Here is a 19,335-nt window from a genome sequence, read left to right on the forward strand (position 1 = left end):
ATGAGAGCTCCCCTAATTATTCTAATTGCAGTATGTTTTAGTTCTGCTTTAAAAGCAGACTATGTAAAGGTTTCAAGGGACGCGGTTATCAGGGCTGAAGGCAATAGTTCAGCAACCATTATAGAAAGGGTTGAGGCAGGCACCTTGTTGCCTCTATTATCTAACGAGCTGATTGGGACGGGTTATTTAAAAGTTACCACGCCCCTAGGAAAGACAGGGTTCATTTATAAATCCTGGGTTCGGATCATAAAAGGTGATATTCCGGCAGAAACAATTACTCCCCAAACAACCAATGAGCTCACGACATCAGGGAATTTAGAGGTTCACGTCATTAATGTGGGGCAGGGTGATGCAATTATTATCCGATGTCCCGATGGTAATCATGAAATGTTAATCGATGCAGCTGAGCTCAATGCAGGCTTTCGCTACCCAGGCTCTCAAACAGAATTCAGAAACTACATTTCAGCATTTCAGCAAGAGAACAATCCAATAGAAGTGGCCATTTCCACACACCCGCATTCAGACCATATTGCCGGTATGAGTTGGGTGCTTTCAGAGTATCAGGTCAGCCTTTATGTTGATAATGGGATGAAAAACACATCTGGCACATATGGTTCATTGGAGCAAAAAATCATAGACGCTAATATTAACAGAAAACAACTGAATGACAGTGTCATCCCAGATATTGATTTTTGTCCTAGAGAAGATGTAAATGCACGAATATTAAGGCCTGCAGGTTATGACGAAGAGGGTATGGATCCCAATGACTATTCTGTCATAGTAAGGGTCGATTACGGTGGGTCATCATTCCTGTTCACAGGGGATGCGGAAAGAGAAATGGAGCATAAACTCATGAATGATCCAGAGACTGCAGCCCTGCTTGATGTAGACTTTCTTAAGGTAGGCCATCACGGTTCCCATTCTTCTAGCGATACAACGTTTCTCAATGTTGTTACACCAACAATAGCAGCCATTTCCTGTGGTGCGGAAACGGTCGGAACAAATGTTAGCCATAAACATCCAAGAATGGTTACAGTCAACAATCTTATTCCTTATCTGGGGCAACGAAACGGTATGGAAACCTCTCTTGAAGCGTATAACAGAAGCTCGGGCAAATGGGAGGTCGTATCCTCTAAAGCCGCTCTGTATATTACGAACAATGACGGAGACATGATTTTCCTATCCGATGGCTCAGAGATATGGAGGAGGGGTGATCGATAGGCGATTGGATATAGTTTGCTAATGGTATCTCTAGCATCTAGCAAGTCATTCATATATTGACAATATTTGAATAATCGTGTATATTTGTATACGAATGAAAGGTTTCAAATGAACAAGTCAAAATCACTAAATATCCCTTTAACCGATGAAATGAAGCAATTTATTGCCTCGCAATCAGGAGAAGGGACACTTTACTCGACCCCAAGTGAGTATGTGAGGGATCTCATTCGACATGACAGAGAGCGCCAAGAGGCTTCCAAGCTAAGAGCATCAATTATTGAAGGATATCAAGATGCTATTCATGGTCGTACCACAAAGTTCTCCGGTGATTTGCGTAAGGACTTGAAAGCTTTCAAAGGCTCTAAATAGAAATGCCGCAGATTCACTTAACAGACCGGGCATTTCTGGATATCGAAGACATCTATGAATACTCTGTTGAGAAATGGGGCGTGAAAACGGCTGAGCGCTATTTGGATCAGATACAGGATTCATTGCTCCTGCTTCAAGAAAACCCCAAGCTACTTCTCGCAAAGCCAGAAATATCCAACCGCTTCAAGCTTTATCAATCGGGCTCACATTGGTTGATTTGCGATATGATTGGAAGCGACATCTTTATTTTAACGATCAAGCATCTTTCAATGAACCTGCTAGATAGACTAGGGCATTTGGAGCCAATGTTAGAGGAAGAGGCCGCTTTCCTTTATCAAAAACTATCCAGTAAGAGAGATTAAAGCGCTTACAGCCCCTTGAAGAATTCTTCAAGCGACAATTCGTGAACATCCAGAACTTTAAGCAAGGTCTTTATAGTGAAGTTTGCTTCTCCCGCTTCGAGACGCCAATATTGTCTCGGCTGAATATTGGCATGTTGAATTGCGAACACAGCATAACCACACTTGTACTTCCCGTTCACCCTTAATTCCCTCAACCGATTTCCAATCGCCTTAAGCTGGTCATCCATAGCCTTTTCGTCCTGCATTTTTCCGATCAAGGAGAAGAAAAGAGTCATAAAAGTCAGCGACATATGTGTCACTAGTGATAAAAATTACCTACCTTGTGTCTTATAAGTCACTACTTAAACACAACATCATGAAAAAAGTGAAATGTACAATGTGTAAGGGAACAGGTAGCATTCATAGTCCTTCAAAAGGAATGGTGACCTGTCCAGACTGTCAGGGCAAGGGATATAACTATCTCTAAAGCGTGTGATGTGCAAAGCCTGGAAAATGGTCGGGGGAGTCACAAAATGCGGCTCCCCTATCTTCCAAAACTGCACACACAAGAATGATTAAGATTTTAAGAGGTTTTAATGATTTCGTTGCGCAAACGAGTCAATAAATGATACAAATAATATAGTAAAAAGGATAAGGATTATGAATCCCGCAAAAAAGATAGCAACAGGCGTAGCCGCATTAGGGCTGATATTCACCCTGAATACTCAGGCACAGAGCAATGATAACGGTAATGCCGTTGCGTTTAACAACGCCGCCAAAACCGAAATTCGCTCTTACACTCCTGTTATTAAAACGGGTGGTGCCGGTGAAGCCCAAACATTATCGATTAAAAACTCAGCCTTGGTCATTCATATTTCGGGCGGTCAAAAGGATGATCGTTACACGGCTGAACAATACGCACGTATGTTACAAGTTATGTTTAGAGACCCTAAGCGTACGGAATTCCCCACTGATATCTCGGTCGTTTATGACGAAGATGGTGGTGACCGTCATACATTCGGTTCCGTTTATACCAATGGCTATACCTACGACAAGAATGGTGGAGCGTATCAGGATGGTGATGGTGTGCTTCACCCGACACAAATGGTCAAGTTGATTCCTGTCATCACCAAGATTCACGCAGAGAAAAACGGCCTAATCACACTAAATACAACAAAGCCCGATGAATCCAATCAGGTTGTTGCTTCTAATAATTTAGAGAATAACTAGAAATTCATACCCTTATTGAAAGACTGGCCACCGTATGTGGCATCTTGTACCTGTTGTTCCAATTCCTCAGTCACCGTATTATCAGGCACTTTGCCCTCTAAGCCACCGGCCTGATTGAATGATTGGGTAATGCTGCCCGCAGAAGGGCTAAATTGATTGTCTTCATCTAATGTGTCGGCAAAAGAAGAAGAGACGGAAGAAAATTCATCAAAAGCAGCAAAATCATCAAATCCATCTGGCTCTGTGGCCATTGAGTATTCATCAGCCTTCTTCGTATCAACAACTCCGCTAAACAGTGATGAGTTTCCATCATTCTCCACCCGAACCTCTGTCATTGCCCGTTCTCGATCAAGATGGCCTGCTTGTGCATCGATTTCTACAATCCGGGCTTGGCTCTCCGCCTTATAGAGTTCTTTCATACGCTCCTGGGCTTCTTGAGGGAGTGCATGAAATTCATCGCTGTTCAATTTCTGCTGCAGCGCCTGTTCCTCTTTGATGTATTGTTCCTTGAGTTGACCGAATGTCAGTACATCACTTTCTAAATGCCCCCTTAACGCTTCGGTCTTTTGCCAATCGTTCATGCCGTCAATCTTACCCTGAGAATAGTCGTGCTCACTCATTAACTGGAAAGTGATGGCATCCATGTTTCCGCTCTCAAGGGCTGCCCTATCTTTGTTGATACGGTTTCCGACCCGGTTCATTTCATCGCGCAGATCCTTTAAGTTATCCAGCATGTCCCCGATATCATTCTCGAAATCGGTGATAAGCTGAAGCATGTCCCAGCTCATTTTCTGCTTCTTCTCTTTTGAACCCAGTGTGTCATTCGCATTACCGTCAGCTGCGGAAGACACCTCACGAATACCGGCATTCTCGGCCTGACCATTCAAGGTCAAGTCGAATTGTTGCCTGCTTAGTTTATCAGCCTCTTGCTGGGCCTTATTGATATCGTTGCTAGACATTGTTTTCCCCTTACAATTGCCCCAATTGTTCTTTTCAGACACAACAATGGTAACAAAGTGAGGTAAATACGGATTTAATATTATCTAAAATTTTATCTATTTATTTTTGATTTTCAATGGTTTACAAAAGGTTATTAAACCACCGTATTTGTCTAAAATTTTATCTAATGCTTAAGGGTGTTCCAGGGGTGTTGGCGTGGGCTAATTATTCATTCCTGAGCTCATTTGGAGCATCGGACAATAAATACTGTTTTCTGGCCCATTTGCGGATATCCTCTGTGCGGAGTAGCACTGATTTTATCAATGGGTTTTGGTATTTGGCACCAGCAAACCACGCAAAGTCATTGTCGGTAAATCCCAACAATTGGGCAATTCGTTTGTGGCTGTTAAGGCCATGCAAAGGTGGATAATTCTCTTCCCCGACACCGTAATAGCGCGCATATAGCTCTTTTCCCTCGGCAACCTTATTGCTCTGCGCATAAACCTGCACCAGTTCCTCTATCTGAAAATCACTTGCGTTTAAATCACCGCGCTCCACGGATTGTTCCAGTTCATCGCTTATCGGCATGCCTTCATCGACCCGGATCGGTTCTAATGCAGGAATGGAGCCTTTTAGCACAGCAATCATATTTGGGGTGGTTTTCGTCTCATAGAGTGCCATTTGGAACGCTGATATTTTCGCATGTAATATTTGCGCCCAGTCCTCGGCCTTTTTACCATCTTTTGGAAGGTTATAGAAATCAATAACCAAACTCACATCATTCGCATCTGGCTGAACCCTTGTTTTAAAGAAAGACTTTAGAATCCCTGAAACCTGCGCTGCGCTATCCTTCACTTTGGGGGTGTGATAGATGCGATAAGTCTTTTCGAATGACTTCTCTCCAACCTTAACAATAGCCCCTGAATCAATGTGCGCCTGCATTTTGGCATCAATATCATTGGGCGACATAATTGCCACCGGCTTTACTCCGGCACAAAGCAATTCGGCCTCATATGGCGTATGGGGATTGCCCAAGCCGTGCTTGGAAATCGCTTTGAAAATTGGTTTTAGATACTTTCGAGCAGCTTGTTTCATCGAAGTATATTACCATAATAAAGGGGCGGACGTCCAGTTTTAGATTATATCCATATTTGCTAATTTTGGACATATTTGATATATTGAAGTATAGACAAAGGAGTCATTATGAATGTTAGCCTTACAGACAAACAACAGGAATATATAGCCGCACAGATCGGATCAGGCGATTATCAGAATGCCAGCGAATTGGTGCGTGATGCCCTTCGCTTGCATCAGCTCTACCGTGACAAAGTAATCAGAGATTTGCGACTGGAAATAGAAAAAGGCTGGAACAGCCCTGACAGCAAAAGGAGCGTTCAGGATATAATTCAGGCAAAAAAATCAGAGGGGCAGCATTGATGGGGCAATTAAGGCACTATGTGCTTTCTCAATCGGCTGACCACGACCTTGAAGACATATTCGACTACACAGTACAAGAATTTGGAATGGATCAAGCTGTAGCTTACCTAAGCGGTCTTGATGAGCTTTTTTACATGCTTTTGGACAATCCCGAGTTAGGCCGGTTGCGACCTGAGCTTAAGGCAGGTTTAAGAAGCATAGCCAAGGAAGCGCATGTCGTTTTCTACTCTGTTAACGATGATTATATACGCGTTATCCGTGTTCTGCACGGAAGCCGTGATATGATCAACTTCCTGGGGGAAAATGAGTGAAAATAAGAAATGGCTATATGCCCATTACAAAAGAAATCCAAGACCTTATTAAATCAGAAATTGAGCGTACGGGAATAGGGCCGCAACGGATTTTGAAGGGAAATAAAGAAGCACGTGAACTGGGACTTACCTCTGGAACGATATATAGAATCATAGGGAAGAATGGCTCGGACTTAACGGCAAAAAAAGCTCATATTGAATTGGTTTTGAAACTGTGGAGTTCCATCTGATAGGGCTTTGAATGATAAACATTGACGTTTTAAAAAAGCATAATTCCACCTATGAATTAGACAATTCCGTTAGTTTAAATAAGAGGGATTGCTTTTATGAGCTTAAGCCTGAAATGACTAGGTATTAATGTTGATATAACTTAAATTAAAGTAGCTACATACTCAGCTTCTATAGATAGTAACACTTCGCTCAGAGGGACTCCTGTTTGATACAGAAAAGGAGGGTGGGGAGAACTTCGCGCCTTCGATAATTGTCATAGTAGGCTAGATCAAGTGTATATCAAATTATTAGGTGCTTGGCTAATTAAATGGGCTAATTCAAAAACTCAACTCGCTAGGGTGAAATTTAACATGAGCATCTAACATTGATTAACTCCTGTAGGTTACTCTCCCATCAGAACTGAACCAAAATGAATAGTAATTTTTCGTTCGACTCACTTTCGCCAGAACACCTGAAGCACCTAACATATGCGCTAGTATCCAAGTGGTTAGCAACCAGTCAAAAAGATGCCCTCAGCATATTTTCAAATTTTGAGGCTTTTTTGAGATATGAGCAAATTCAACTACCAAAATGGATCAACTCCTTAGATTCAGAGGAGGTGAACATTTGTCTAAAAGTTTCTTTAAAAGAAATAAACGAAAGCGATGGCTATCACCCCAAAAAATGGCTCGAAGAGCTCTGCACAAAATTAGAAGGGCAAACAAAACAGTCTCTACCGCCAGCCTTACTCACCAAAGGCTTTGTTCTAATGCTTGTAATCTTAGCTGTTAGGAGCAAGGCTGTCCAAAAGGACAAAGCTGATTTTTACCAGGGTATCCCAAGTGATCTTTCAACAATTATTTATAAATCATCTAACCTCCTTAGAAGAGACTTATATACCCCAGTTTGATGCTATCCATGTCCTGCAGTCACAAACAAAGTGTGGCAAAAGAGTAGCCCACTTATTAAAAAATGGCATGGATAAACAACTTATTTGAAATAAAGGATATCGAAAAATTCAGTTGATCAATTTATCATTTCCACTACACGCGTAAGGCATCCAACTTTTTAACTTAACTAACCCTAGACTGACAAAGATTCCTGACATTACCTTCACACCTCCCCATTTTCTTTCCTTAGGCCGCCAATTGCTAAGTACAAGGAATAAACCAAGAGGAAACGCAATAAACATGCATAGCCTTTTTGAGCCCTGATTTTATGAAGGAGTCTTGCTGTTAACTGACGGAGACTGCTTAATAATATGAGTAAGAAAGGTTCGAACATTTTTTTGCAGGACAACCAAATATTTCCTAACAAAGGGATTGATTATCTATGGTCTATAGATCCCTTAAATACTTAATCGGATTGTTACCTGCTTGTCTGACCAACAAGGCTCCTACAATAACCAAAAACAAGACTGACACAATAATTACAGGAGCCACATAGACCCAAACATCAATTTCCGGTCGATAAGGGAAGTTATGCAACCAAAACTCTATGGCCACAAAGCCTAATGAACAAACCAACATGGCTCCAAAGAGCAAATATTTCCAAACAACTCCAGCGGTACTTCTTAAAACAAGAAGTGGGCTGGCTCCAAGGACCTTGCGTATACTGAATTCCCGTGCCTTGCTTTTTCTTAAAAGTGTTGCATGACCAATCAGTCCGATAACAGCAATAAACACGGCAACGCAGACCAAAATATTAATAGAATGTAAAACGCCCTTTTCATAGCTATAGAGCTTTAAATTGTCATCTTCCAGAAGACTGTATTCCATCGGATATTTTTCATACCTCTTTGACCAAACCTCGGCCAGGTTGTCGATTTTCTCCCTATTAAATCCGGTAGTCGAGCGTACCGACACATAACGGAGCGTAGGTAGAAAATTGTAGATGATGACCGGTTCAACCAAATTGTGCAAAGAATTAACCTGAAAATCTTCTACAATCCCCACAATTTCACCTGTTATTTTGCCACTCACCTGTTTGCCTATTGGTTCATCAAGCTCCAGAAAGTCGACTGCTGATTGGTTCAAAAGTATTCCCACATGTCCATCGCTTGATGAAAGGGAGTTTAAGCGTCCCCTGATCAGCTTAATATCATAGAGCTTACAAAAAGATTCATCTGCTATTACAGTTGTGAGGGCCACATCAGCCTTATTCGCACCAGAAATGGTGTAGGTATAGGTCAATGCATTACTGCTTCCCGGTGTGGAGGATGAGAATGAGGCACCGTCTATTCCTGAAACGGACTCAATCTCACTCAATATTGTCTTGTAGTCTGCATTATGAGTACGGTCTTTAATTGGTATCACCAAAATGGAAGCCCCGTTAAAGCCAAGAGAGGTCTCCTGTAGAAAGTTTAGCTGTTGGGTAACCGCCAGCATGGCCATAATGAGCAGAGAGGATATGCCCAATTGTGTGAAAATTAGCCAATGGGCACTTTTCGCCTTTGGTTTCAGTCCTTTATCAACCGCAAGGTTATTGTTTCGCAATAGCCTGAACGCTGGTGGAATACCCGAAAGCACCCCGGTACCCAGTGCTATTAAAATGGCAAGCAGCCAGAACCACGGCTCATAGAATTGAGTTAGGTTTTTACCCGTTAACTGGCCTATTTCTTCGATGGAAAGGCTAACTGTGGTCATCCCAATAACCAAAGCCAACATGCTCACCAAAACAGATTCGGCAACAAGGCTGATCAATAGTGCTGTCTTTTTAGACCCTAGAATCTGTCTAATTGCTATCTCCTTGATACGCGACATATATATGGCGTATGACAGGTTGATATAATTGAAAGAGGCGACAACCAAAATCAAAAGAGCGGCTGAAATAAAAACCAAATAATAGGTACTGTTGCTATTTGGTCTCAACTCACTTTGGCGGTTAGAGCCTAAATGGATGGATTCAATAGGTTGAAGTTTAAGTGTTATTTTCTCTGAGACCCATTCAGGTGCTTGTGAGCTTAAAAAGCCCGTCATTTTTGCTTCAACATCCATTTTTATGGAGCCATCAGCAATCTTGAGGTAGGTGTAATGATCGAATTGCCCCCAATGGTTTAGTCGTGAATCTGCAAAAATATCATCCAATAAATTGAACGAAACAAGCACATTGAATTGGATGTGAGATTGAGAAGGAGGGTTTTTCGCTATGCCAGTCACTTTAAGATCAAACCGATCATCGAAACGCACGATCTTTCCGATAGGATTTTCGTCACCAAAATACCTGCGGGAGATCTCTTGTGTTAAAACAATTCCGTTCTTTTCTGCCAATACATCATCAACATTACCCGCTATCAATTGAAATCCAAAGAGGTTAAAAAATTCTGGTTCAACCATCAGTAAATCTGGTTCATAGAAAGGAACCTTACCGATTGTAATCAGATCAGTACCGGGGTTCTTCCTTATTCTCACCCTTTCAGTAATTTCAGGAATTGCGCCATCTGCAACTCGGCCAACGGGAAAACTGGACCTCGCCCAGTTTCTTTGAACCCCATCGCCATCCCAGTCTACAACCAATCGGTATATTCTGTCGTGTGATGGATGGAACTTATCATAGGAAACTTCATCTATACTATATAGGGAGGCCACTAAAAAACTGGCAAGCCCCACGCTTAACCCTAAAATATGGATTGCGCTATACCCGAGTCTCTTACCAAAAATTTGCCTAATGGATGTGCGGATAAAATATCTTGCATTTGAAAGCATGATTTATTCTTAGAAGATATAAAAAATACTCCTTAAAACTTGAGATGATAATTTTTAGGCAGGTCAATTTAAGCAACTCTTTATTAACTGAAGCATCTACGTGTGACTTTTCAATTTCCCATTGATGTAATGAGTAATTTCACTCCCAGACGGAAAAACAGCTTAATCTGAAATGCAATATGATTCCAAAAGAAGATAGATCTAGAAAAAGTTTAGGTTAGAAATCAATGTCGAATCTAGACTTTGCAATGCCATTGCATTGTTTAGCCGCGTATATTTGCGTGAAATGAAAATAGGGTGCTTCATATTAAGTTTTTACTTTATGGCTCTCGCAGGGCTAGCATGTGCGGACACGCAACCCTTAGACACTAAAGAAGACACAGTTTCAATTTTTGAGGGCAATGATGGTGACCATAATAACCAGCAGAGTAGTTGGGATGGATGTTCTCCGATATGTGTATGTCACTGCTGCCACGCTCATTTTCTATCAATATCAGCATACAACTTCACGCTGCCTGTTAAATTACCTGTGACTTTCTCATCTTATTTTCAAGATTTCAGAAGTGTTGAAATCTCTGAATTCCTCAAGCCTCCAAGGTCATAATTTTCAGTGTTTAGGAGGAGAAGTATGTCTCATCGAAAAAGTCTTTAAACAAGATTTCAAGTCAGCAGTCATTCTGATAGCCTGTTAGCACTCCTTCAGATGTCTTTTCTCAAAGGCATCCTTTCATTCAATGTTCAATACTATTTGTACAGCTTGAAAAAACTGAATAGGAAAAAAAGAAAAAAGAGAAGGAATAAAATCACTGCCAAATGGGCAATCAAATGGTTTTTCATTGTGCTGTTCTGCCTCATCCTGCTCGCAGCGATGGTGGCTCGTGTCCATCACTTCTTTTCTGTCCATGTCAAATAATTAATAACTCGTATGATCAATAAAATCATTTCTTTTTCAATAAAGAATAAATTCATTGTGGGCTTGCTTACGCTGGCCCTCATCGGGGTAGGTATCTACTCCATGTCCACGGTCAACCTGGGCTCTGTTCCCGATATCACCAACAATCAAGTGCAAGTAATCACTGTCTCTCCTAACCTGGCCACCGAGGATATAGAGCAGTTTGTTACCTATCCTGTAGAGCTTGCAATGGGCAACCTACCGGGGGTAGATGAAATCCGGTCTATTTCCAGGTTTGGCCTATCGGTAGTGACCATTGTGTTTGAAGACGATATGGGTACCTATCTGCCTCGGCAACTGGTGCAGGAAAAACTGAACGAATTAAAAGAAACCATTCCAGAGAAATTCGGAAGCCCATCAATGGGTCCTATTTCTACTGGTTTAGGCCAAATCTACGAATACACCATTCAACCGCAAGAGGGTTTTGACTCACTGTATTCTCCTATGGAGTTACGGACCATTCAGGATTGGATTGTCAAGCGCCAATTGACATTGCTGGATGGAGTAGTTGAAGTCAATTCATTCGGGGGCTATATCAAGCAATATGAAGTGGCCATCAACCCGGAAAAACTCAATGCACAGAATGTGAGCATCTCTCAAGTGTATGAGGCACTGGCCAGAAACAATGTAAATACAGGTGGGGCTTACATTGAGAAGAACAGAATGTCCAATTTTATACGTGGAGAAGGCTTGGTGCGATCTCTGGATGATATCAGAAAAATCGTTATTAAAAATGAAAACGGTATTCCTGTAACCATAGGGGGCGTGGCTGAAAAAGTTCATTTTGGGAGTCAGGTACGTTACGGAGCTTTCACACAGGATGGAAAAGAAGCTGTCGGGGGCATTATTATGATGCTGAAAGGCTCTAATCCCAATGCGGTGATCCAAAATGTAAAAGAGCGAATGGTTGAGGTAGAAAAGTCACTTCCCGAAGGGCTAGCGATTAACTCAATCATAGACCGAAGTGACCTTATTTCCAGAACTACAGATACCGTAAAAACCAACCTATTGGAAGGCGCATTAATTGTGATTTTTGCTCTGGTAATACTTTTGGGTAGCGTCCGTGGTGGCATTATCACCGCCACCACTATTCCGCTTTCCTTGCTTTTTGCTTTTATCCTGATGAAACAGTTTAATGTCTGGGCCAACCTCATGAGCCTGGGGGCTATTGACTTTGGGATTATCATAGATGGGGCGGTGATCATTATTGAAGGTACGGTATACGAAATCCAGAAGCGCATCCGCTCCGGTAAAATCAAATTCAATCAGGGTGTGATGGATGAAGTGGCTTATGATGCAGGAAGTACCATGATGAGTTCGGCTTTCTTCGGACAGATTATCATTCTTATTGTATTTGCCCCTATTTTATTCCTCACCGGTGTGGAGGGTAAAATGTTCCAGCCCATGGCCTACACCTTTGGGTTTGCCATGATTGGTGCCATTATCCTGTGCCTGACTTATGTGCCTATGATGTCGGCTTTATTCATGAAGCCCATTCAAAATAAAAAGAACTGGTTTGGCCGGTTTGAACGCTGGCTGGAAAGGGTAAGTGATAAAATCATTGGTGGTATTCAAAAAGCCTACCTGCCCCTGCTAAAAAGTGCCCTGCGTTTTAAAGCAATAGTGATTATCGTAGCTATAGTTCTGCTGGGAATAGCCGGATTCATTTTTTCACGGATGGGAGGTGAGTTTGTTCCTCAGCTTGATGAGGGAGATATCGCCATGCAGGCACTCATCAGGCCCGGAAGTTCACTAAGCGAATCAAAAGAAGTATCCATCAAGATTGAGAACCTGTTGCTGGAAAGTTTCCCTGAAATAAAAACAGTAACTGCCAGAATCGGAGTGGCGGATATTCCTACTGATCCCATGCCCATGGATATTGCGGATATGTACCTCATATTAGAAAAAGATAAAGACAAATGGGTTTCAGCAGAAAGCAAAGATGAACTGATTGAGGCCATCAAGAATAAGCTGGATGAGCAATTGACTGGTGTAAATCTGGTATTCACCCAGCCCGTTGAGTTGCGTTTTAACGAGTTGTTGGAAGGAGTACGGGAAGACATAGCAGTAAAACTCTATGGCGAAGACCTGGAAGTGCTTTCTGCAAAAGTGCAGGAAATGGCCGATATCATTTCTACCGTGCCCGGGGCCGGTGATGTGAACCCTGAACGGACATCAGGACTCCCCCAAATGACCGTTCGTTATAACCGAGATAAAATTGCACAATACGGCCTGGATATTCAAAAGCTCAATGAGTATGTAAGTTCTGCTTTTGCCGGTGGTGTTGCCGGAGTAATCTTTGAGGGAGAAAAAAGGTTTGATCTGGTCATCCGCTTTGATGAAAAACACCGGAAGAGCATTGACGACTTGCGTACACTTTATATTGATTTGCCGGATGGTACACAAGTTCCTATTAAAGAAGTTGCAGATATCAGCTATGTGCCGGGCCCCATGCAGATCTCCCGTGATAACACGTATAGACGAACCTATGTTGGAGTCAATACCAGAGGCCGTGATGTGGAATCAGTGGTCAATGATATACAGGACAAACTGGATGCACAACTAGACTTGCCTCCTGGCTATTACATCACTTATGGCGGTGAATTTGAAAACCTGGAGCGGGCGAAAAGCCGGTTGCAGATCGTAGTGCCTATTGCGCTCTTCCTGATTTTTGTGCTGCTGTACTTCGCCTTACAATCCTTTTCACAATCTATCATGATTTACATCGCCATTCCACTGGCAGCCATCGGTGGTGTATTTGCCTTATGGATTAGAGATATGCCATTTAGCATTTCAGCGGGTGTGGGCTTTATCGTTCTTTTCGGAGTAGCGGTGTTGAATGGTTTGGTCTTGATTAACCGATTCAATTCCCTGAAAGAAGAAGGGGTCACTAGCATCAGAGACCGCATTCTTACCGGTACCAAAGAAAGGATCAGGCCGATCATGCTTACAGCTACTACAGATATATTCGGCTTCTTACCGATGGCATTTTCAGGTTCTGCCGGAGCTGAGGTACAAAGGCCGTTAGCCACAGTGGTAATTGGCGGAATGCTTACAGCTACACTGCTCACATTGGTGGTGCTTCCGGTGCTTTACACTTTTGTGGAAAGCAGAAGTGACAAAAGAAAAAGCCTGAAAGGGCCAAATGCCAACGTGATTATTGTACTGCTGGTTTGTGGAGGTCTATTCGGGCTGCCTGCCTTGGCCAATGCCCAAAACCAACAACAACCACAAGACAGTTTGCCAACGATCACGCTGGATCAGGCCAGAAAACGAGCGGTAGAAAGCTATCCGAAAATCCAATCGGCAAGACTAGAGATAGAAAACCAGGAAGTGCTTAAGAAAACAGCCTGGGACTTTGGGAATACGCAGGTATTTACCGGAAAGGAAGAAGTGGGCAATGGCTCTGATGGAGTTTACACACAATTTGGAATTCAACAACAACAGATAGATGTGTTTGGAATAGCCCCAAAGCTGAAATTGCAAAAAGAACGGGTAGCACTTGCCGAGAAGGCACTTGACCTATCCGTCATTGAACTGGAGCGGGAAGTAAGCCAAGCCTGGGCTAGGGTTTATGCTACCAAAAACAACTACCAGGTTTATGAACAGTTGGATTCGGTATTTTCAGATATTGAAAGAGCGGCCAGGATTCGCTTGGAAACGGAAGCCACATCTAAACTGGAATATCTGGCTACTTCCAACCAGGCCAATCAGGTACAGATACAAAAAGAGCAGGCATATCGGGATTATCTGAGTGCCTTACAGCGCCTGAACCTTTGGTTTGCCAATGACACGCTGTATACCGTACCGGATGTCCCAACCAGTCAATTGGACGAACCGCTCAATTATGTAGCTGATTCATTGATGAACCATCCTTTGCTGAATGTATCAAAGCAACAGGTAGATGTAGCGGATGCCACCATAAAAGAGAGGCGTTCGCAGTTCTTGCCTCAATTACAGGGGCAGTATGGGCGACAGCAGATTGCCGGGCAATCTGGATTTTATCAGTACCAGGTAGGTGTCAGAATCCCTTTGTTTTTCGGACCTGAGCTGGGCAGGACACAGTCGGCCAAAATCCAACGGGATATTGCCGGTCAAAACCTGCGCCAAAACCAGTTGGAACTGAATGCCGCCTATCAGAACATGAGAGAACAATACCTGAAGTGGCTGAATTCATGGAACTACTACCGGGATGAAGCACTCCCGCTGGCTCAGGAGCAACGGGACGGAGCTATTTTGGCTTACCGGGAAGGGGCTATTGATTATGTGACCTTCCTGCAAAATATCCGGGATGCCATTCGCATAGAAGTTGATTCCTGGAATGCCTTTGGTAGTTACCTGGATAGCCGCTACCAATTGGAATACTACTTAAGAACATCAAACTAAAAGTAAACTGATCATCAGATATAAAAATAGAAGCACAATGAAAAAGCAAATCATATATATAGTGGCACTGGCACTTATGGTATCGGTATTTACGGGCTGCGGCAGCAAGTCGGCTGACACTGAGGATAAACAAGAAAGCCATACCGAAGAGGAAGGAGGTCATGGTGAAGAAGAAATGGGAGTGGTTCATTTGTCGGCTCTCAAGTTTAACAGCCTCAGGATGAAAGTGGACAGCTTGCCTACCCGGGCGCTGACCGGCACAGTAGAAGCCAACGGGCAACTGGAAGTCCCCCCTCAGTATGAGGCCACGGTAACGGCCATACTTGGTGCAAACGTGACTTCAATTAAAGTAATCGAAGGAGATAAGGTTAAAAGAGGGCAGGTATTGGCCTACATTTCTCATCCTAATATTACCCAGTTGCAAACCAATTATGTTAAAGCTTATGGTCGACTGCAATACCTTGAGAAGGAAATGCAGCGGCAAAAAAGGCTATATGAAGAAGAAGTAGGTTCGGGAAAAGCCTATCAGGAAACCCTGGCCGATTATCAGTCTATACAGGGTGAGGTAAAAGGACTAGAGGCTCAGTTAAAACAATTGAGTATCAATGTTAAAACAGTGAGAGAAGGTGACATTTACCAAAATGTGCCGGTAGTCAGCCCCATTGGTGGCAACATTGAAAAAGTGCTGATACAGATAGGGCAGTTTGTAGAACCCCAAACCAAAATGTTCATGATTGTTAATACAGATCATGTGCATGCCGACCTTATGGTATTTGAGAAAGATGTATATAAAGTGAAAGAAGGACAGAAAATTTCCTTTACCATAGAATCTGTGCCGGACTCTCAGCTTTCGGCAGAAATTTATTCGGTAGGTAAAAAATTTGAGCAAAATCCCAAGGCGGTGCATGTGCATGCCGAAATAAAAAGCAAAGAAGATTTTCTAATACCGGGTATGTACATCAATGGAAAAATCCATACTGAAAGTAAAACAGTTAAGGCGCTACCGGAAGAAGCCATTATTGAAGAGGAAGGTAAGCCCTACATCTTTCTGGCTGAAGCACGAAAAGAAGAAGAAACAGAATGGGAATTTAGGGCGATAGAAATAAGAACTGGTGTTAGCAACGATGGTTGGGTAGAGATCAACCTGTTGGAACCTTTGCCGCAGGGAGCGAGGGTAGCCTGGAACAATGCTTATTATCTAATTGCAGAAATGAAAAAAGGCTCAACTGAGCATGGCCATTAATATAGAAAAATCATGATCAGAGCATTAGAAGAAAATTTAAAATCACACAGTATCAAGCCAACAGCCATGCGCCTGCTGGTTTTGGAATACTTGCTTGAAAGAGAAGCTGCCGTGAGCCTTACAGATATCTATGAGGCATTTGAGAAATCTGACCGGACAACCCTCTATAGAACATTGAAGGTGTTTGAAGAAAATGGGATGGTACATAGTATTGATGATGGTACCGGTGTGCCCAAGTATGCTTTGTGCGAAGATGGTTGTAAATGTGAAATAGAAAGGGATTTGCATTTGCATTTTCACTGTAGAATATGCGGACAAACCAAATGCCTGACCAGCTACAAAATACCCAATATAGAATTGCCTGAACGATATCAACCGGAGGAAGCCAACCTGGTAGTGAAAGGAGTTTGTGATGTCTGTTCAACCATTCCAAAAAACAACTAACATGAAAAAACTACAGATAAAAATTCCCCTGATACTTCCCGAAGTGACTGATGAAAAAGACCAATGCGTAGAAAAACTCATCGAGCAACTTCAGGGTAAAAACGGGCTGGAAAAAGTGCATGTGGCTGATGTAACAGATAATGGTGTGCCACAGCTTTGCATTCATTATAACCACGAACTAATTTCGATTGATCAGATTCAAAAATTAGCTAAACGGGCTGGGGCTTCCATTGGTGATAAATATGGGCATAGAATGATTGAAGTCGAAGGAATTCGTCATACCCGTCATGCTAGAAAAATTGAAGAAACACTCAATAGATTAGATGGTGTTCTTCAATCATCAGTGTCTGCTTCGGGCATGATTGGATTAGAATTTGAAACCGCAAAAATAGATGAAGCCGAAATCCTTAAATCATTGCGTAAAGACGGCCTAGACATCATTACCACAGAAGTAGAAGTCGAACGGTACATAAGAAAGACTGCTGAAGACGATGAACAAGTGCGAAAAAATGAAGAAAAAGACCGCAATGACCATGAGGAAGGTGAAGATGATGAACATTCGCATGGTGGCATTTTCGGTAAAAATACGGAGCTGATTTTTTCCATTATCTGTGGAGCATTGCTCGGAATTGGCTTTGGATTGTCTTATGTAGAGGCTGTGCCTTCCTGGGTGAGCCTCGCATTATACATCGGAGCATATTTCTTTGGCGGATATTTTACGGCCAAAGAAGCCATTCAAACAGTGGCCAAAGGAGGTTTTGAAATTGACTTTCTCATGCTGGTGGCAGCCATTGGTGCAGCAATTTTAGGCGAATGGGCAGAAGGTGCCTTATTGCTATTTCTTTTCAGTATGGGCCATGCGCTGGAACACTACGCCATGAACAAAGCCCGTAAATCCATTGCTGCTTTAGCAGAGCTCGCTCCTAAAACAGCATTACTCAAGAGAAATGGTAAGACCGAAGAAGTCGGTATTGAGGAATTGAGCATCGGTGACATCATCGTGGTGAAGCCCAATAGCAAAATCTCAGCCGATGGGGTGGTGGTCAGCGGTACAAGTAGTGTTAATCAGGCCCCGATAACAGGGGAAAGTGTGCCGGTAGATAAAGAACCGGTGGATAATCCCGAAAAAGACTGGTCGCAGGAAAAAGACATCAAAGACGAGAACCGAGCTTTTTCGGGTACCATCAATGGCAACAATACGCTGGAAATCAAAGTGATTAAAGTGGCGAAGGACTCTACGCTTTCGCGACTGGTCAAGCTGGTTAATGAAGCCCAGACCCAGAAATCACCTACGCAGCGGCTTACTGATAAATTTGAGAAGTATTTTGTACCGTCCGTATTGGTACTGGTCGTGTTGCTCAATTTCGCTTTTCTGGTCATAGATGAGAGCTTTAGCGAAAGCTTCTACCGTGCAATGGCCGTATTGGTGGCAGCCAGCCCTTGTGCTTTGGCCATAGCCACTCCGAGCGCAGTGCTGAGCGGAGTAGCCCGGGCAGCCAAAGGCGGGGTGCTGATCAAAGGTGGCCGTCCGCTGGAAGATCTGGGGGTACTCACCGCCCTGGCTTTTGACAAAACCGGAACGCTAACTGAAGGTAAGCCCAAGCTCACTAAAGTAGTTGCTTTGGGTGATGTAAACGAGGAAGAACTGTTGAAAATAGCAGTAGCCGTAGAAAACCTCAGTGACCATCCACTGGCCAAAGCCGTGGTTCGGGATGGGAAAGAGCGATTGGATGGTGTTGACATACCCGAGGCGAAAGACCTGGAAGCGGTGCTTGGCAAAGGGATTAAGGCCTCCCTGGGTGATGACAAAGTGTACATCGGCAACCTGGACCTGTTTGAATCCCTGGACGACAAAAAGCCATCCAATGAAATAGAAGAAAAAGTAAAGTCACTTGAGTCAGATGGCAATACTACCATGCTGATCCGTCAAAATGACGAATACATTGGCATCATTGCCCTGATGGATACCCCTAGAAAGGAAGCTAAAAATACCCTGGAGCAACTCAAAAAAATCGGAATTAAGCGTATGATCATGCTTACGGGAGATAACCAGAAAGTAGCCGATGCAGTGGCCAAGGAGATTGGACTCACGGATGCCTGGGGCAGCTTGCTGCCTGAAGAAAAAGTAGAAGCCATCAAAAAACTCAGGGAAAAAGAATCCAAAGTGGCGATGGTAGGTGATGGCGTAAATGATGCCCCGGCCATGGCCAATAGCACCGTAGGTATTGCCATGGGAGCAGCAGGCAGTGATGTAGCCCTGGAAACAGCCGACATTGCCCTGATGGCCGACAAGCTTGAGACTTTACCTTTTGCTATCGGTTTAAGCAGAAAGGCCAAAGGCATTATCAAGCAAAACCTCTGGGTTAGTTTGGGAATAGTAGCCTTGTTGATACCCGCCACGGTTTTCGGTTTTGCCAATATCGGTATTGCAGTACTCATCCATGAAGGCTCCACTTTGGTAGTGGTATTTAATGCGCTGAGGTTGTTGGGGTATAAGAGAAACTAAGGATTCTCTATTGCCCTCTTGAGGAATGTATTTAAGAATTTG

The 19,335-nt window shown here is 43.1% G+C and carries 17 protein-coding genes; 12 read left to right on the top strand and 5 right to left on the bottom strand.

Annotated elements, in window-relative coordinates:
- From BMW98_RS03150 to BMW98_RS03160, 3 genes are all read left to right on the top strand, one after another.
- Positions 1 to 1,221, top strand: a complete 1,221-nt coding sequence (locus BMW98_RS03150) for an MBL fold metallo-hydrolase (protein WP_090256931.1) — start codon at positions 1 to 3, stop codon at positions 1,219 to 1,221.
- Positions 1,222 to 1,329: 108 nt separating this feature from the next.
- Positions 1,330 to 1,590, top strand: coding sequence for a ribbon-helix-helix domain-containing protein (locus BMW98_RS03155; RefSeq protein WP_090256932.1), 261 nt, complete (start codon positions 1,330 to 1,332; stop codon positions 1,588 to 1,590).
- Positions 1,591 to 1,592: 2 nt separating this feature from the next.
- On the top strand, positions 1,593 to 1,952 hold the full coding sequence (locus BMW98_RS03160) for a type II toxin-antitoxin system RelE/ParE family toxin (RefSeq protein ID WP_090256933.1): 360 nt from the start codon (positions 1,593 to 1,595) through the stop codon (positions 1,950 to 1,952).
- Positions 1,953 to 1,957: 5 nt separating this feature from the next.
- Here BMW98_RS03160 and BMW98_RS03165 read toward each other — a convergent pair whose 3' ends face one another.
- A complete protein-coding gene (locus BMW98_RS03165; protein ID WP_139177376.1) occupies positions 1,958 to 2,242 on the bottom strand; it encodes a helix-turn-helix domain-containing protein in 285 nt (94 codons plus the stop codon).
- A gap of 349 nt (positions 2,243 to 2,591) precedes the next feature.
- Here BMW98_RS03165 and BMW98_RS03170 point away from each other — a divergent pair, with 349 nt between their 5' ends.
- Positions 2,592 to 3,161, top strand: coding sequence for a hypothetical protein (locus BMW98_RS03170; protein WP_090256935.1), 570 nt, complete (start codon positions 2,592 to 2,594; stop codon positions 3,159 to 3,161).
- Here BMW98_RS03170 and BMW98_RS03175 read toward each other — a convergent pair.
- Both BMW98_RS03175 and BMW98_RS03180 read right to left on the bottom strand, forming a co-directional pair.
- Positions 3,158 to 4,120: a hypothetical protein gene (locus tag BMW98_RS03175; RefSeq protein ID WP_090256936.1), complete on the bottom strand. Its 963-nt coding sequence runs from the start codon at positions 4,118 to 4,120 to the stop codon at positions 3,158 to 3,160. The two genes, BMW98_RS03170 and BMW98_RS03175, sit on opposite strands and share 4 nt — an antisense overlap.
- A gap of 205 nt (positions 4,121 to 4,325) precedes the next feature.
- Entirely contained in the window at positions 4,326 to 5,195 is an 870-nt protein-coding gene (locus BMW98_RS03180) for a hypothetical protein (RefSeq protein ID WP_090256937.1), read from the bottom strand.
- A 108-nt stretch (positions 5,196 to 5,303) separates the two neighbouring features.
- On the opposite strand from BMW98_RS03180, the gene BMW98_RS03185 reads away from it, so the two are divergent.
- The 3 genes from BMW98_RS03185 (at position 5,304) to BMW98_RS03200 (ending at position 6,968) form a co-directional block, all read left to right on the top strand.
- Positions 5,304 to 5,537 carry a type II toxin-antitoxin system ParD family antitoxin gene (locus tag BMW98_RS03185; RefSeq protein ID WP_090256938.1) on the top strand — a complete coding sequence of 78 codons (234 nt, stop codon included), beginning with the start codon at positions 5,304 to 5,306 and terminating at the stop codon, positions 5,535 to 5,537.
- Positions 5,537 to 5,848: a type II toxin-antitoxin system RelE/ParE family toxin gene (locus BMW98_RS03190; RefSeq protein ID WP_090256939.1), complete on the top strand. Its 312-nt coding sequence runs from the start codon at positions 5,537 to 5,539 to the stop codon at positions 5,846 to 5,848. Before BMW98_RS03185 ends, BMW98_RS03190 begins: the two co-directional genes overlap by 1 nt.
- Positions 5,849 to 6,620: 772 nt before the next feature.
- Positions 6,621 to 6,968, top strand: a complete 348-nt coding sequence (locus tag BMW98_RS03200; RefSeq protein WP_139177378.1) for a hypothetical protein — start codon at positions 6,621 to 6,623, stop codon at positions 6,966 to 6,968.
- A 427-nt stretch (positions 6,969 to 7,395) separates the two neighbouring features.
- On the opposite strand, the gene BMW98_RS03205 is transcribed toward BMW98_RS03200, so the two are convergent.
- A complete protein-coding gene (locus BMW98_RS03205; RefSeq protein WP_090256942.1) occupies positions 7,396 to 9,762 on the bottom strand; it encodes an ABC transporter permease in 2,367 nt (788 codons plus the stop codon).
- A gap of 286 nt (positions 9,763 to 10,048) precedes the next feature.
- On the opposite strand from BMW98_RS03205, the gene BMW98_RS20670 reads away from it, so the two are divergent.
- Positions 10,049 to 10,366, top strand: a complete 318-nt coding sequence (locus BMW98_RS20670) for a DUF6660 family protein (RefSeq protein ID WP_317038743.1) — start codon at positions 10,049 to 10,051, stop codon at positions 10,364 to 10,366.
- Positions 10,367 to 10,489: 123 nt separating this feature from the next.
- Here BMW98_RS20670 and BMW98_RS20380 read toward each other — a convergent pair whose 3' ends face one another.
- A complete protein-coding gene (locus BMW98_RS20380; protein WP_157717485.1) occupies positions 10,490 to 10,666 on the bottom strand; it encodes a hypothetical protein in 177 nt (58 codons plus the stop codon).
- Between the two features lie 21 nt (positions 10,667 to 10,687).
- Between BMW98_RS20380 and BMW98_RS03215 the strand changes: the two genes are divergently transcribed.
- Genes BMW98_RS03215 through BMW98_RS03230 form a run of 4 tightly spaced genes read left to right on the top strand, consistent with a single transcriptional unit; the run spans position 10,688 to position 19,293 of the window.
- Positions 10,688 to 15,100: a CusA/CzcA family heavy metal efflux RND transporter gene (locus BMW98_RS03215; protein WP_090256943.1), complete on the top strand. Its 4,413-nt coding sequence runs from the start codon at positions 10,688 to 10,690 to the stop codon at positions 15,098 to 15,100.
- A 37-nt stretch (positions 15,101 to 15,137) separates the two neighbouring features.
- Positions 15,138 to 16,343 (top strand): efflux RND transporter periplasmic adaptor subunit, encoded by a 1,206-nt coding sequence (locus BMW98_RS03220; RefSeq protein WP_090256944.1) that lies wholly within the window; start codon positions 15,138 to 15,140, stop codon positions 16,341 to 16,343.
- Between the two features lie 12 nt (positions 16,344 to 16,355).
- Positions 16,356 to 16,787 carry a Fur family transcriptional regulator gene (locus BMW98_RS03225; protein WP_068215923.1) on the top strand — a complete coding sequence of 144 codons (432 nt, stop codon included), beginning with the start codon at positions 16,356 to 16,358 and terminating at the stop codon, positions 16,785 to 16,787.
- Between the two features lies 1 nt (position 16,788).
- Positions 16,789 to 19,293, top strand: coding sequence for a heavy metal translocating P-type ATPase (locus BMW98_RS03230; RefSeq protein ID WP_090256945.1), 2,505 nt, complete (start codon positions 16,789 to 16,791; stop codon positions 19,291 to 19,293).
- Positions 19,294 to 19,335: the final 42 nt, after the last annotated feature.

The organism is Roseivirga pacifica (assembly GCF_900111145.1).
GTDB lineage: Bacteria > Bacteroidota > Bacteroidia > Cytophagales > Cyclobacteriaceae > Roseivirga > Roseivirga pacifica.

What these genes read in the sequence shown, in the direction of transcription:
- BMW98_RS03165 (WP_139177376.1), bottom strand. Translation starts at nt 2,242, where the DNA reads ATGTCGCTGACTTTTATGACTCTTTTCTTCTCCTTGATCGGAAAAATG.
- BMW98_RS03205 (WP_090256942.1), bottom strand. Translation starts at nt 9,762, where the DNA reads ATGCTTTCAAATGCAAGATATTTTATCCGCACATCCATTAGGCAAATT.
- BMW98_RS03160 (WP_090256933.1), top strand. Translation starts at nt 1,593, where the DNA reads ATGCCGCAGATTCACTTAACAGACCGGGCATTTCTGGATATCGAAGAC.
- BMW98_RS03155 (WP_090256932.1), top strand. Translation starts at nt 1,330, where the DNA reads ATGAACAAGTCAAAATCACTAAATATCCCTTTAACCGATGAAATGAAG.
- BMW98_RS03215 (WP_090256943.1), top strand. Translation starts at nt 10,688, where the DNA reads ATGATCAATAAAATCATTTCTTTTTCAATAAAGAATAAATTCATTGTG.
- BMW98_RS03185 (WP_090256938.1), top strand. Translation starts at nt 5,304, where the DNA reads ATGAATGTTAGCCTTACAGACAAACAACAGGAATATATAGCCGCACAG.
- BMW98_RS03180 (WP_090256937.1), bottom strand. Translation starts at nt 5,195, where the DNA reads ATGAAACAAGCTGCTCGAAAGTATCTAAAACCAATTTTCAAAGCGATT.
- BMW98_RS03190 (WP_090256939.1), top strand. Translation starts at nt 5,537, where the DNA reads ATGGGGCAATTAAGGCACTATGTGCTTTCTCAATCGGCTGACCACGAC.
- BMW98_RS03170 (WP_090256935.1), top strand. Translation starts at nt 2,592, where the DNA reads ATGAATCCCGCAAAAAAGATAGCAACAGGCGTAGCCGCATTAGGGCTG.
- BMW98_RS03230 (WP_090256945.1), top strand. Translation starts at nt 16,789, where the DNA reads ATGAAAAAACTACAGATAAAAATTCCCCTGATACTTCCCGAAGTGACT.
- BMW98_RS03220 (WP_090256944.1), top strand. Translation starts at nt 15,138, where the DNA reads ATGAAAAAGCAAATCATATATATAGTGGCACTGGCACTTATGGTATCG.
- BMW98_RS20380 (WP_157717485.1), bottom strand. Translation starts at nt 10,666, where the DNA reads ATGGACAGAAAAGAAGTGATGGACACGAGCCACCATCGCTGCGAGCAG.
- BMW98_RS03175 (WP_090256936.1), bottom strand. Translation starts at nt 4,120, where the DNA reads ATGTCTAGCAACGATATCAATAAGGCCCAGCAAGAGGCTGATAAACTA.
- BMW98_RS20670 (WP_317038743.1), top strand. Translation starts at nt 10,049, where the DNA reads ATGAAAATAGGGTGCTTCATATTAAGTTTTTACTTTATGGCTCTCGCA.
- BMW98_RS03150 (WP_090256931.1), top strand. Translation starts at nt 1, where the DNA reads ATGAGAGCTCCCCTAATTATTCTAATTGCAGTATGTTTTAGTTCTGCT.
- BMW98_RS03225 (WP_068215923.1), top strand. Translation starts at nt 16,356, where the DNA reads ATGATCAGAGCATTAGAAGAAAATTTAAAATCACACAGTATCAAGCCA.